The organism is Acidithiobacillus acidisediminis (genome assembly GCF_023277115.1).
Taxonomy (GTDB): Bacteria; Pseudomonadota; Gammaproteobacteria; order Acidithiobacillales; family Acidithiobacillaceae; genus Igneacidithiobacillus; species Igneacidithiobacillus acidisediminis.
On the sequence record NZ_JALQCS010000001.1, the window covers coordinates 906,174 to 918,080 of the forward strand.

Here is an 11,907-nt window from a genome sequence, read left to right on the forward strand (position 1 = left end):
GGGAGAACCTTAGATGCCAGTGCTTGACGAACTTCTGCGCATGATGGTGCAGAAAAACGGCTCGGATCTGTATTTTACTGTTGGCTCGCCACCCGTAATCAAGATCGACGGGCGTGCCATCCCGGTGGGGGAAGAGCCCTTGAAACCGGCGCAGAGCCTAGCTTTGGCCAAGGAAATCCTGGGCCTGGAACGGCTGCAGGATTTTCAGCACGAAAAGGAAGCCAATCTCGCCCTGTCCGTACCTGGGGTCGGTCGCTTCCGCGTCAATGGATTTTTCCAGCGGAATGAGATTTCCTTTGTCATCCGCGCCATCAAGACCCAGATTCCGACCTTGGATCAATTGCACATGCCGCCGATTCTGAAGGATCTGGCGATGACCTCGCGCGGTCTGGTGCTTTTCGTCGGTGCTACCGGGTCAGGAAAAAGTACCTCGCTGGCTTCCATGCTGCAGCATCGCAATGCGAGTTCGGCGGGGCATATTCTGACCATCGAAGACCCCATCGAATATCTACACAAGAATATCAAATCGATCGTCAATCAGCGGGAAGTCGGTATCGATACCCGCAGTTATGAGAATGCCTTGGAGAATGCCCTGCGTGAGGCGCCGGACGTCATCCTGATCGGTGAGGTGCGCAGCCGCGATACCATGGAACATGCCGTGGCCTATGCAGAAACCGGTCACCTGTGCATGTCGACCTTGCATGCGAACAATGCCAATCAGGCGGTAGAGCGCATCATCAATTTTTTCCCGGAAGAGCGAAAAAGGCAGTTGCTCATGGATCTCTCCCTGAATCTTCGGGCGGTGGTTTCGCAACGCCTACTGCCACTCAAGGGCCGCTCGGGACGGATTGCCGCCATGGAGGTGCTGATCAACACCCCGACCATCGCCGACCTCATTTATCGGGGCGAGGTGGGTCTGCTCAAGGACGCGATGGCGCGTCCCAACGATGTCGGGATGCAGACCTTCGACCAGTCTATCGTCAAACTGTACATGGATGGTTTGATCGAGTACCAGGATGCGATTCGTGCTGCGGATTCGCAAAATGACCTGCGCCTGTCCATCAAGATGGAATGTATGAAGCGCGGCCTGGAAGATCCGGGAGCCAAGGCTGAGGGCGCAATGAATTGGCGGATCAGCGGGGATAGCTGATGCTGCTGGCGTTCGCCATTGCCGAAGTGCTGGCATGGCTGGTTCTCTACCTGGGGCGGGGAAATTTCTGGCGCGCGGATCAGCGTCTCGAGGCGGGCGAACTTGCCGCATGGCCCGCGGTGACGGCGGTCGTACCCGCGCGGAATGAGGCCGAAGGCATCGCCGCGTGCGTGCGCGGTATTCTTGGACAGGATTACCCCGGCGAAGTGCGGCTCATCGTCGTCGACGATCAAAGTAGCGATGGCACCGCAGAGTTGGCCCATGCCGCCGCCGCTGCCATCGGCGCAGCGACAAGGCTCTCCGTCCTGGCTGGGGAAAATCTGCCCGCTGCGTGGGCGGGCAAGGTCTGGGCGATGGCGCAAGGCGTCGAAGCGGCTGGTACTGTACCTTACCTTTGGTTTACCGATGGTGACATCGTGCACCAACCGCAGGTGCTGCGCGCGCTGGTTGCCAAGGCAGGAACGGAAAATCGGGTCCTAGTTTCCCTGATGGTGCGTCTGTCTTGCGAGACCCGGTGGGAGCGCTGGTTGATTCCGCCCTTCCTCTTTTTTTTCCAAAAACTCTATCCCTTCCCCTGGGTAAATGATCCGCGCCGCCGTACGGCGGGGGCGGCCGGGGGGTGCATGCTCGTTGCCCGCGATGCCCTGCTGGCCAGTGGCGGTCTGCAAGCCATGCGTGGTGCGTTGATTGATGATTGTACCCTAGCGGCGCAACTGCAGGTGCAGGGGCCTATCTGGTTGGGGCTCGCGGAGCAGAGTGAGAGTCTACGCCGCTACCAGCGGCTTGGAGAGATCTGGCGCATGGTGGCACGCTCGGCCTACGTACAGCTCGAGTTTCGGCCGTCCCGCCTGCTTCTGGCTACCCTGGGCATGCTTTTTCTGTACCTCTTACCCTGGGTCTTGTTCATCTTGGGCTTGCTGCAGAACAAACCCTGGGTCTGGGCGCTGTCCTTGCTCAGCTTGCTTCTTTCCTGGCGCATGTTCTGGCCGACCCTGCGCGATTACCGGCTTTCTCCTTTCTGGATCTTCAGCCTGCAGCCTGCGGCTTGGCTCTATACCTTGATGACCCTGGATTCCGCGCGCCGCCACTACCGAGGTCGGGGCGGCGCCTGGAAGGGGCGCACCTACCCCTGAGGCCGCGGGCGGTAAGGGGCCAGGTAGCGCCACTCGAAAGCCCGTTTGGCGAGATGCCACCACGCGCCGGGCACAACCCGGGCAAGGCTGGGGGAGCGATAGACGAGGTTGCCGCCGTCGAGACTATCGACAATGCAGATGAGCTCCTTGCGAAACTCTTCCTCTGCTCCCTGACCTTTCAGGTAGCGCAAGGCGTTGCGTACAGCGGTTTTCGCCTGCAGGTCGGCACTGTGCCCCTGTTTTGGCAGCCAGTCGGGGCTGGCGCTGTAAGAGGCCGCATCGCCGATTACGTAGACGCCGGGCACCCCGGGTACCTGGCAGTGATTGTCGGCTTGCAGGAATCCTCCGGAGGAGAGGGGTAGGGCGCTGTTGGCCGCAAAATCTGGCCCCGTCATGCCGGGCATGAAGAGGATCAGGTTGGCATCGATATCGCCGCCTCCCGTATGCACTTGTTGCGCATCAAAACCGCTGATCTTGTGCCCGAGGTGGGTATGGATCTGACGTTTTTCCATCTCTGCCAGGAGCCCGGCCACGGCCTCCGCCCCCAGACGGTTGCCGGGCTCGCGCATGGGGTTGAAAAAGGTGAGGGTGAAGGCTTCGCGTCGGCCTTGGCGGCGCAGCCAGGTATCGATGCCGAAGAGCAGCTCAAAGACCGGCCCGCCACGCACGGCACTGGGTTCCTGCGGGTTGCCGGCAAAGCCAAAGGCGATGCTGCCTCCTTGCATGGCATGCAGGCGATCTCGAATCTGCTGCGCCACCTCGATCCCATCACAAATCGCCAGGCTGTGCTCGATACCCGGCAGCTTGCGCAAGCCCCGACCGCCCGCGGCAATGAGCAACACGTCTTGCTCCAGGATCGTGCCGGTTTCGAGGGTCACGCGCCCCTGTGCATCGATGGATTGGACCTTACCGGGGACGAAGTCGATCTGTTGGCGAGCAAAGAAATCACGTAGGTCGATGCGCAGCTCTTCACCCTGGCGCAGACCCGTCGGTACCCAGATCAGGCTCGGGTAATAAATAAACTCGGGTTTGGGCGCGACCAGCCGTATCTGTAGCTCCGGATCTTGGCGGCGCAGTTCACGCACCGCTGTCAGGCCGCCGAAGCCGCTACCAATAATCGTCACTTGGGTCATTGCAAGATCCTCCTTTATCCTGTTCAGGATAGCTTAGCCCAGAACGCGCTGATAGGCCGCCGGTAGGGGACTCTCTTGTTGCGCTTGCGCGCCGCCGTGGGCGACGAAGAGGTTGATGACCTGACCGTGCGCCTGAATCAAGGTGACCACATTCGGATCGTCGCTGGTTTCTTCGATCAAGACACCATCCGGGAGCAGGGTCAGCTCCATGTGAACCTTGCCATGCTGGGCGAAGAGCTCGGCAAAGGCGGGATCCCAAAAGCGCAAGCCAAAGTTCTCTTCCAGACGTTGTTTCATGGAGGGCACATGGTCGTGCAAGAGGGCAACGATTTCCGGATCGTCCGAGCGTGTTCGCGCACGTATGCCATTGGGCAGGTACTCGAGCTCGCGTTGAATGCGCTCATGCAGAGCCAGCAGACGATGAAATACCGCCTGGTCATGCTGGTGCCGGGCAGCCCGAGCCGGGTCGCCGCCAGCACGTCCAGCACCGCGGCGCAGGGGAATCAGAGCTTCGTTCATGGTTTTCTCCTTAGTGTTCCGTGCCACAGAGCCGGTTGGCGGGTACGGCCACGTCAATCAGTTTCGGTTTGGGGAGATCCAGGTTGTGCATGATCTCGATGAATTCCTGTCGTGACTTGCCGGCAAGACGCGGGTTCAGCTGTTTTTCCTCAGCGATGCAGCTCACCCGCCGACCCTGGTAATCGTGCCCGGGATAGACCAGGGTCTCCTCCGGGAGAACAAACAGTTTTTCGGTGATGCTGTCGTAGAGGGTTCCGGCATCGCCGCCTTGGAAATCGGTACGGCCGCAGCCACCAATGAGCAAGGCATCGCCGGTAAAGACCCGATCGTGCCAGCGAAAACTCAACGACTCTGGCGTATGCCCGGGGGTAGCAAGGACGCGGATCACGTCATCGCCCAGGACCAGGAAATCGCCGTCACTCACCTGCAGATCGGCACAGTCGGCCCCGGCAAGCGCGCTCAGGACCACCTGGGCGTCGGTAACCTCGCGCAGCTTTTTCGCTGCGCTGATATGGTCGGCATGGAGGTGGGTCTCGAGGATATGGGTCAGATGCAGATCCTGCTCACGCAGGGTAGCGAGCACCGCATTCGTGGCGTCGGATACTGCATCGATGACGACGGCGTCGCGCCAGGTACTATCGGCGAGGATGTAGGTGTAAGTACTACTCTCGGGATGAAATAATTGGCGAAAGAACATCATTCACTCCTTGCCCAAGGGGCAGAACGCTCTGTGCTTGGGGGCATTGTCCTGCACCTGCCCCTCCGCTGCATTGACAAAAGTCAATCCTGAGTGAATTAGTCGGGTTTGGCTGCGGCAATGTCCTCCAGCCGGCCGCTGGCCAGAATTTCCAATTGATTGCGACTCTCCTGCAGCAGGCCTTGCCGCTTGAACTCCGCCATCAAGCGACTGACGTGCTCCACCGAGAGGCCCAGAAAGGCCGCCAGATCCTGGCGGGTCAACGGAAAGGGAAGGCTACGAAGTTGCGGATAGCGGCTGGCCCACTGCAGGAGAAAGGTGGCCAGACGGGCCTCTGCCTTTTTTGCGCCCAGTTCCACGACGCGCTCCTCACTATCGCGTAATGCCTCCTGCCAACGCCGAAAGATGGCTTCGCGAATTTTTGGCAGGCGCTCGGACAGAACTTGCAGTTCGATCAGGTCCAGGCGGCAGACCTTGCCCTGCGTCAGGCTGATGGCATCGTGGCGATGCAATTCTTCCTGCATCCCCTCAAAGCCAAAGAGATCGCCATGGTGCAGAAGACGCAGGATGACCTCCTGACCTGAGCGCAAGGGCTTGACCAGTTTTACCGCGCCCTCACGCAAGGTGTAGGCATAGCGCGCCGGATCGCCGGTGCGGTAGAGAACTTCTCCAGGCGCGCAATCGAGGTCCTGTACTTCCATGCCCAGAGTACAGAGTTCGACGGGATCGAGGCCGGCGAAGATGCTCTCGCCGCGCATCTGACAATGCAGGCAGTCGGAAAGGCGGGCTGCCTTCATGGCGCCTGCCATTGAAAACGGAGATCGAAAACAGTATGGCCGAGGGCGGTTCCGCGCCGCTCGAAGCGGGTTTGGATGCGGTTTTCCGGTGCCGGGGAGAAATTGCCCGGGCCGGCGAGATTGCGCCAGCCGGGTTCTGCTTCGACGACTTGCAGCATCTGCTGGGCGTAGGGCTCCCAGTCCGTCGCCAGTTGCAGTTCGCCGCCGGGCCGAAGGATATGCTGCAGAATCTGCACAAACTCGGATTGGATGAGGCGTCGTTTGTGGTGCCGTTTCTTGGGCCAGGGGTCGGGGAACTGAATGACGATCATGGCGAAGAGACCAGCGGGAAGGGCGCGCAACCAGGGCACGACATCGCTGTGCACGATCCGCAGGTTCTGCAGCCCCAGTTCTTCAGCCCGTAAGAGTAGCGCACCCACGCCGGGGGCATGGACCTCGGCGCCTACGCAGCCCCAATCTGGATGCTGCTGTGCAAATTGCGCCAGATGCTCCCCATTGCCAAAGCCAATCTCGAGCAGTAGCGGCGTGTTGCTAGGCCAAGGCGAGTGCCAGGGGGACTGCGCATCCACCAGATACGACTCTGCACCCTCCCGCAGGATGCGCGCCTGCGCCGTCGTCAATCGGCCTTGGCGCAGGACGAAACTCCGGATGGGGCGGATTTCGGGCTTGAGACTCTCCTTCATGCCCGGCATTATAACCAGTTTCCGGCACGAGGCCGAAGGAGAAAAGGATGCAGCAAGGGCCGCTCGTCGGCGTGGTCATGGGCAGCCAGAGCGACTGGGACGTCATGCAGCGCGCTACGGAGATTCTCACGCAGTTGCAGATCCCCTTCGAGGCGCGCGTGGTCTCCGCCCATCGCACCCCCGATCTGCTGTTTCGCTATGCCGAAGAGGCCGCCCCGCGTGGCTTGCAGGCGATCATTGCTGGGGCCGGCGGCGCTGCTCATCTGCCCGGTATGCTGGCGGCCAAAACGCTGGTTCCGGTACTTGGGGTGCCGGTCCCTTCGCGGCACCTGCAGGGGCAAGATTCCTTGCTCTCCATCGTGCAAATGCCCAAGGGGGTTCCCGTTGCCACCTTTGCCATCGGTGCTGCCGGCGCCGCCAATGCCGCACTCTTTGCGGCGGCGCAGCTGGCCTTGCAGGATTCCGACTTGCAGCAACGGCTGCAGCAGTTTCGTGCCGCACAAACCGAGCAGGCCTTGCACAGCAAGATCCCGCCGGATCCAGCATGATTGCCCCCGGCAGCACCCTCGGGGTTCTGGGTGGTGGGCAGCTGGGCTCGATGTTCGTCTTGGCCGCGCGGCGCCTCGACTATGCCGTCTGGGTCTTTGACCCCGACCCCCATGCCCCGGCAGCGGAGCTTGCCACCCGGCATTTCTGCGCCAGTTTCACCGATGCGAGCGCTCTGGCTGAATTCTGCGCGGGGGTGGCGGCCATCACCGTGGAGCGCGAGCAGATTCCCCTCTCCAGCCTGGCTTTCTGCGCAGAACAGCGGCCTCTACGGCCTGGCCTGGAGGCACTCCGCATTGCCCAGGACCGCCGCTTAGAGAAAGAATTTTTCCGCAGTTTGGGTTTGCCGACCGCGCCCTTCCTGGTCGTGGAACAGGAAGCTGACCTGCAGAGGGCAACGGGGTTGACCTTTCCCGCTATCCTCAAGACGGCGCAAGAGGGCTACGACGGGAAAGGGCAGATCGGCGTGGACGATGGCCGTGCGCTCGCGTCCGCCTGGCAACAATTGCGGCAGCGGCCGGCAATATTGGAAGAGCGGGTGCAGCTGCAACAGGAATTCTCGGTGATCCTGGCACGCAACAGCGATGGCTTTGTGGTGTTCTATCCCATCGCCGAAAATCGCCATCAGCACGGCATTCTGGACCTCAGTATCGTGCCCTGTGAACTATCTCCCGAGCATCAGGAGCAGGCCAGGGAGTGGGCCTTGCGGTTGGCGGAGGCACTGGATTATGTTGGCGTGCTTGCCGTCGAATTTTTCCTCACCCAAAACGGCAAGTTGCTCCTCAACGAGATGGCGCCGCGCCCGCACAATAGCGGACACTTCACCCTTGATGCCTGCGTCCACAGTCAATTCGATCAGCAGCTACGGGCCCTGGTGGATTTGCCGTTTGGTGATACACGCTTGCTCTCACCGGTGCTGATGCTGAATCTCCTCGGCGATCTCTGGCAGGACTCGGATATCGACTGGCAAAGCTGGCTGCGGCATCCCCAAGTAAAACCCTATCTCTATGGAAAGAAAGAGGCGCGCCCAGGGCGCAAGATGGGGCATCTCAATATCCTGGCCGAAAGCCGTGCGGCTGCCCTGCACACGGTGGCAGATTTGCGTGGCAGCGACGTGACCTAGTCCATGGACCTGGCGCGGCTGCTGGCGGAACGACTCGGTGGCGACTGGAGTGTCGAGGCGAGTGGGGCGAGCGACTTTTTTCGCTTCTATCGGGCGCGGAGTGCGGACCAAACCCTCTTTCTCAAGCTCGGACAGGAGCGTGAGCAGCTCGAAGCGGAGGCGGATGGGCTGCAGGCCCTGCGAGCGGCCGGGGCGCCAGTGCCAAAGTTCTATGGTGTATGGGACAGCGGCGGGGAGGTGGTTCTCGCGCTGCAACTGCTGAACTTCGGGCACAAGGGGCCCGATGCCTGGGGGCAGTTGGCGCGCGTGTTGGCAGACCTGCATCGCCCTGCTTGGCCCTGTTTTGGTTGGTCACGGCACAACTTTCTCGGTGCTACTTCGCAGCACAATGCGCAAACGTCCAGTACAAGCGCTGAGGACTGGATCTCTTTCTTTCGCGAGCAACGCTTGCAGGTGTTATTGGAGCAGCTCGAGCTATCGCGGGCGGAGGAACAGCTCTTCACCGGTCTCCTCGCCGCTCTGCCAGAGATATTGGGCGATCATGCCCCACAGGGGTCTCTCACCCACGGCGACCTCTGGTCTGGCAACTGGGGTGCTGGCGCCGAGGGTGGAATCTGGCTTTTTGATCCTGCCGTAGCCGTAGTCGATCGAGAAATGGATCTTGCCATGCTGGAACTCTTTGCCCAGCCGCCAGAGCTGTTTTGGCAGAGATATAGCGAGCTAGCGGCGCCGAATTTTGTCTTGGCCGCCTACGCGCGCCGTCGCCCGCTCTATCAGCTATACCACTTGCTCAACCATTGGCTGCTGTTTGGCGCCGCGTATGCTGGGCAGGCCCAGGTGGCTGCACGCGCCGCACTCAGCGGCGTCGCTTCTGGGTAAGCACTGCCACCATCAAGAGCAGCGCGCAGCCCAGAAAGAAGGCGACACTCCAGTGCGTGATCGGCCAATGCGCTAGCTTCTGTTGTCCAGCGATGGCACAGGAGCCGTGACCAGCCAGCGCTGCCGTCAGTCCGCCGCTGAGGCTGCCGGTAGAGAAATCCTGACTCGGCCAGAGTTGTATGGTGGCACAGGCCTGCACCCGGTCTGCCGCCGCATTCGCCAGATGCCATTGCCAGCCGGCCAGGGCTGCCCCGCTCAGGGCAGAGAGGCTGGCTAGAGACCAGAGCCAGCGCCGTAGGATAAAAAAACCCAGGAGAATGGCGATCATCATGAGTAAGTCTGCCAGCCGCTGATAGATGCACAGACTGCAAGGCTGGACGGCCTCGGCGAACTGCAGGTACAACACGGCTCCGAGTGCCCCCAAGCCCGCGAGCAGAGAAAGGGTGGCGAGGGCGCGAGAGAGCGCGCCGGGATTCAATGATCCCCGTGAAGGATTTCCTGCCATTGTTGCTGATCCGGAAGGGTGGGGAGATAACGGACCTGCTGTTGGTAGCGATACACCAGCAGCGGAACAGTGACATCACCTGGTGGAACATTGGGCAGGAGGGATTCCTTGCCCCAGAGAAAGGCATAGTTGCGCTGTAAAATGCCAGACTCCTTCTGCACCAGTGCCGGCGCAGCGGGGGCGATGCCGCCCATAGGCTCGCCATTGACGATGGCAAAATCCTCTTCATTTTTCTGGAGAGCGGTGCGGGGATCCTTTGCTCCCAAAATGGCCGCGGCCTTCGCTTGACTGTTCTCTGGCACCAGGAACCCGACGACCACGATGCGCAGGCGTATCTCGTTCTTCGCGACCGGATTCTGCAGCCAGGTATAGAGTTCATGACAGTAGGGACAGTTGGGATCCAGGAACAGATAGACCACCGGCCCCTTCTCACCCTCCTGAATGTACTGGGTGTGGGTCAGGGCCTGCCAGAAAGTGTCGTCATGCTCGGCATCCGCTGCCCAAACGGGAGAAAAAGAAAATCCCGCTAAGAGAACCAAGGTGCTGCAGAGCAGGAGAAGAGGGAGAAGCTTACTTTTCATCGATTCGTACCAGGGTAATTTTTTGTCGACTATAGAGCTCATAGCTGGCGTAGAGTTCCGTGCTGCTTTCTGTTGCCGTCAAATTCCGGCGCAGCGCGGGAAGGTCTTTTTGTGGCAGAACCAGGAACAAGGGTCCATGGCTATGGGCAAGAATCTCCGGGATCTGCTGTTTTGGCCGTTGTATCTGGGTCGCAGTCATGCTGCCACGCCCGGCGTAGAAGAGGTAGCTGGGTTCCCACCAGTTCCAGGTGGCGATCGTATAGGGTGCATTGCCGTCCAGACTATGCACCATTTCCCCCATGGTCACCGAAGGCTTGAGACGATTGAGGGCCGGCATCAATAACAACAGCATGCAAAAAGCCAGAGCCACGGCGCCTGCTCCTAGGCTGCCTATGACCCCGATAAATTGTCGGCGATAGACAAAAACCAGGGCTAGCAACGCGGAACCCAGATAAGGGAGGCCCAGATACGCCACCGAGCCGAGGGGAGGAATCTGTTGCGGGACCAAGCTGGCCCCGAGGCCCAGAAGGATCGCGCCGACGGCAGCCAAGGCGGCCAGGGAGGCGATAATGCCGCGACCAGAGAAGGCATGTACGCCCGTCAAGGCGATATCCATGCGCCAGGCCAGCAGGGCGAGGAGGGGCGGGTACGCCTCCCAGACATAGTTGGGCAGCTTGGTAGCGCCAAGACTGAAAAAAGCGATCCAGATCCCGGCCCAGAGACCAAAAAACAGGAGATCGGGGCGGGAGCGAAAATATTCGCGGCGCTGCAGCCACAGGGTGGCAAAAACCTGGGGAAAAAATACCGACCACGGCAGAAGACCAAGGAAGGTGGTAAAGAGATAATAGACAATGGGCCCTTGATGCCCCTGCATGGACCCCGTATAACGCGCGACATTTTGTTGCGCGAGGAAAAGCAGATCCCAGCGCCAATGGGTTTCGAGGCCTACCGCGATATACCACGGCAGGGTGAGGAGCAAAAAAATCGGCAAGCCCCAACGCAGTTGTCCCTGACGCCACAAATGGGGGAGGTCGCGGCGCAGTAGTAAGAACAGGGTAATGATCAAGCCTGGCAGCAGAAAAAAGATTGGCCCTTCGCTGAGGGTGCCTAAGCCCATGGCGCCATAAGAGAGCAGATATTGCCAGCGCCGCTCTTCGGGATAGCGATAGCCGCGCAGATAACTCAACAGGGCGACGGTGGTGAAAAGGATCACCAAAGGATCGGGTACTGCAGCACGGAAAATGATCTGACTATGTAATGCCGTGGCGGTGAACAGGCCCGTCAACAGGGCCGCACGTGCACCGAGCAGACGGCGCAGCGCCAGACTCAGGTAGAGGACGAGCAATGCCCCCAGGGTCACCGAGCCCATGCGTAGCCCCCAACTGTTCATCCCGAGGCTGCGTACCCCAAGATCCATCAACCAGTAGTTGAGAATCGGCTTGTCCGGTCGCAGATGGCCGTTGAAGGTAGGCACCACATAATTGTTATGGGCAATCATTTCCTTCAGGCACTGGGCGTTATTCGGTTCGTCGATGTCCCACAGGCTGGCATCACCGGTATGAAAGGCGAAGAGCCAGAAAGTAAAGACGAAGAGCAGCAGTGCATGCAGGAGATGCCGATCCGCTTCCTGCGTCTTAGCCATCGCGGGCGCCACCCTTGAGGATGCGGGCCTTGTCGCGTTGCCACTCGCGTTCCTTGAGCGTCGCGCGCTTGTCATGCGCCTGCTTGCCTTTTACCAAGGCGATTTCCGTTTTGGCACGGCCCTGTTTCCAATACATCGCCAGGGGGACGATGGTGAAGCCCTTCCGTTCGACTGCGCCGATCAAACGATTGATCTCCAATCGATGCATCAGCAGCTTACGGGTACGGGTAGGATCGGGCTGAATATGGGTACTGGCGGTGGGCAACGGGCTGACATGGGCCCCGAGCAGCCAAAGCTCACCATTCTTGATGACGACGTAGCTATCCTTGAGTTGCAGGCGACCAGCGCGCAGAGACTTCACCTCCCAGCCTTCGAGGGCAATTCCGGCCTCGAAACGCTCTTCGATGAAATACTCGTGTCTGGCCTCGCGATTGAGGGCAATGGTACTGCTGCTCATGCTATTCCGCATCCCCGCTGTCGAGCCGCGATCTTAGCGCAAAGCGCAGCACGACGCATCGC

General features: G+C 60.3%; 14 protein-coding genes. 5 read left to right on the forward strand and 9 right to left on the reverse strand.

All coding sequences use genetic code 11. The features are described from left to right. Nucleotides 1–13: 13 nt before the first annotated feature. On the forward strand, nt 14–1,150 hold the full coding sequence (locus M5D89_RS04645) for a PilT/PilU family type 4a pilus ATPase (protein ID WP_248884687.1): 1,137 nt from the start codon (nt 14–16) through the stop codon (nt 1,148–1,150). Then, on the forward strand, nt 1,150–2,283 hold the full coding sequence (locus tag M5D89_RS04650; RefSeq protein WP_248884688.1) for a glycosyltransferase: 1,134 nt from the start codon (nt 1,150–1,152) through the stop codon (nt 2,281–2,283). The genes M5D89_RS04645 and M5D89_RS04650 overlap by 1 nt, the downstream gene beginning before the upstream one ends. Here the strand turns inward: M5D89_RS04650 and M5D89_RS04655 are convergent. The 5 genes from M5D89_RS04655 to trmB form a co-directional block, all read right to left on the reverse strand. Then, entirely contained in the window at nt 2,274–3,416 is a 1,143-nt protein-coding gene (locus M5D89_RS04655) for an NAD(P)/FAD-dependent oxidoreductase (RefSeq protein WP_248884689.1), read from the reverse strand. The genes M5D89_RS04650 and M5D89_RS04655 overlap by 10 nt on opposite strands. Nucleotides 3,417–3,449: 33 nt before the next feature. After that, nucleotides 3,450–3,935, reverse strand: a complete 486-nt coding sequence (locus tag M5D89_RS04660) for a hypothetical protein (protein WP_248884690.1) — start codon at nt 3,933–3,935, stop codon at nt 3,450–3,452. A 10-nt stretch (nt 3,936–3,945) separates the two neighbouring features. Then, nucleotides 3,946–4,632 (reverse strand): MBL fold metallo-hydrolase, encoded by a 687-nt coding sequence (locus M5D89_RS04665; RefSeq protein ID WP_248884691.1) that lies wholly within the window; start codon nt 4,630–4,632, stop codon nt 3,946–3,948. A gap of 98 nt (nt 4,633–4,730) precedes the next feature. Beyond that, a complete protein-coding gene (locus tag M5D89_RS04670; protein ID WP_248884692.1) occupies nt 4,731–5,429 on the reverse strand; it encodes a Crp/Fnr family transcriptional regulator in 699 nt (232 codons plus the stop codon). Continuing rightward, a complete protein-coding gene (gene trmB / locus M5D89_RS04675; protein WP_248884693.1) occupies nt 5,426–6,121 on the reverse strand; it encodes a tRNA (guanosine(46)-N7)-methyltransferase TrmB in 696 nt (231 codons plus the stop codon). The genes M5D89_RS04670 and trmB overlap by 4 nt, the downstream gene beginning before the upstream one ends. Before the next feature lie 38 nt (nt 6,122–6,159). Between trmB and purE the strand changes: the two genes are divergently transcribed. Genes purE through M5D89_RS04690 form a run of 3 tightly spaced genes read left to right on the forward strand, consistent with a single transcriptional unit; the run spans nt 6,160 to nt 8,660 of the window. Further along, nucleotides 6,160–6,660 carry a 5-(carboxyamino)imidazole ribonucleotide mutase gene (purE, locus tag M5D89_RS04680; RefSeq protein ID WP_248884694.1) on the forward strand — a complete coding sequence of 167 codons (501 nt, stop codon included), beginning with the start codon at nt 6,160–6,162 and terminating at the stop codon, nt 6,658–6,660. Next, the gene (locus M5D89_RS04685; RefSeq protein WP_248884695.1) at nt 6,657–7,781 is read left to right on the forward strand and encodes a 5-(carboxyamino)imidazole ribonucleotide synthase; all 1,125 of its coding nucleotides are present in this window, start codon (nt 6,657–6,659) and stop codon (nt 7,779–7,781) included. Before purE ends, M5D89_RS04685 begins: the two co-directional genes overlap by 4 nt. Nucleotides 7,782–7,784: 3 nt before the next feature. After that, nucleotides 7,785–8,660 carry a fructosamine kinase family protein gene (locus M5D89_RS04690; RefSeq protein ID WP_248884696.1) on the forward strand — a complete coding sequence of 292 codons (876 nt, stop codon included), beginning with the start codon at nt 7,785–7,787 and terminating at the stop codon, nt 8,658–8,660. Here M5D89_RS04690 and M5D89_RS04695 read toward each other — a convergent pair. From M5D89_RS04695 to smpB, 4 genes are read right to left on the reverse strand one after another with little or no spacing between them, the layout of a single operon-like run. Beyond that, nucleotides 8,638–9,165: a disulfide bond formation protein B gene (locus M5D89_RS04695; RefSeq protein ID WP_248884697.1), complete on the reverse strand. Its 528-nt coding sequence runs from the start codon at nt 9,163–9,165 to the stop codon at nt 8,638–8,640. The genes M5D89_RS04690 and M5D89_RS04695 overlap by 23 nt on opposite strands. Beyond that, complete coding sequence (locus M5D89_RS04700; RefSeq protein WP_248884698.1) at nt 9,135–9,746, reverse strand: thioredoxin fold domain-containing protein; 612 nt, start codon at nt 9,744–9,746, stop codon at nt 9,135–9,137. The genes M5D89_RS04695 and M5D89_RS04700 overlap by 31 nt, the downstream gene beginning before the upstream one ends. Further along, nucleotides 9,736–11,388, reverse strand: a complete 1,653-nt coding sequence (locus tag M5D89_RS04705; protein ID WP_248884699.1) for an ArnT family glycosyltransferase — start codon at nt 11,386–11,388, stop codon at nt 9,736–9,738. The genes M5D89_RS04700 and M5D89_RS04705 overlap by 11 nt, the downstream gene beginning before the upstream one ends. Next, nucleotides 11,381–11,845 (reverse strand): SsrA-binding protein SmpB, encoded by a 465-nt coding sequence (smpB, locus tag M5D89_RS04710; protein ID WP_215872912.1) that lies wholly within the window; start codon nt 11,843–11,845, stop codon nt 11,381–11,383. The genes M5D89_RS04705 and smpB overlap by 8 nt, the downstream gene beginning before the upstream one ends. Nucleotides 11,846–11,907 lie beyond the last annotated feature (62 nt).

Coding starts and splice junctions, on each gene's coding strand:
- M5D89_RS04705 (WP_248884699.1), bottom strand. CDS start 11,388: ATGGCTAAGACGCAGGAAGCGGATCGGCATCTCCTGCATGCACTGCTG.
- trmB (WP_248884693.1), bottom strand. CDS start 6,121: ATGCCGGGCATGAAGGAGAGTCTCAAGCCCGAAATCCGCCCCATCCGG.
- M5D89_RS04700 (WP_248884698.1), bottom strand. CDS start 9,746: ATGAAAAGTAAGCTTCTCCCTCTTCTCCTGCTCTGCAGCACCTTGGTT.
- purE (WP_248884694.1), top strand. CDS start 6,160: ATGCAGCAAGGGCCGCTCGTCGGCGTGGTCATGGGCAGCCAGAGCGAC.
- M5D89_RS04670 (WP_248884692.1), bottom strand. CDS start 5,429: ATGAAGGCAGCCCGCCTTTCCGACTGCCTGCATTGTCAGATGCGCGGC.
- M5D89_RS04665 (WP_248884691.1), bottom strand. CDS start 4,632: ATGTTCTTTCGCCAATTATTTCATCCCGAGAGTAGTACTTACACCTAC.
- M5D89_RS04695 (WP_248884697.1), bottom strand. CDS start 9,165: ATGGCAGGAAATCCTTCACGGGGATCATTGAATCCCGGCGCGCTCTCT.
- M5D89_RS04690 (WP_248884696.1), top strand. CDS start 7,785: ATGGACCTGGCGCGGCTGCTGGCGGAACGACTCGGTGGCGACTGGAGT.
- M5D89_RS04655 (WP_248884689.1), bottom strand. CDS start 3,416: ATGACCCAAGTGACGATTATTGGTAGCGGCTTCGGCGGCCTGACAGCG.
- M5D89_RS04660 (WP_248884690.1), bottom strand. CDS start 3,935: ATGAACGAAGCTCTGATTCCCCTGCGCCGCGGTGCTGGACGTGCTGGC.
- M5D89_RS04645 (WP_248884687.1), top strand. CDS start 14: ATGCCAGTGCTTGACGAACTTCTGCGCATGATGGTGCAGAAAAACGGC.
- M5D89_RS04650 (WP_248884688.1), top strand. CDS start 1,150: ATGCTGCTGGCGTTCGCCATTGCCGAAGTGCTGGCATGGCTGGTTCTC.
- M5D89_RS04685 (WP_248884695.1), top strand. CDS start 6,657: ATGATTGCCCCCGGCAGCACCCTCGGGGTTCTGGGTGGTGGGCAGCTG.
- smpB (WP_215872912.1), bottom strand. CDS start 11,845: ATGAGCAGCAGTACCATTGCCCTCAATCGCGAGGCCAGACACGAGTAT.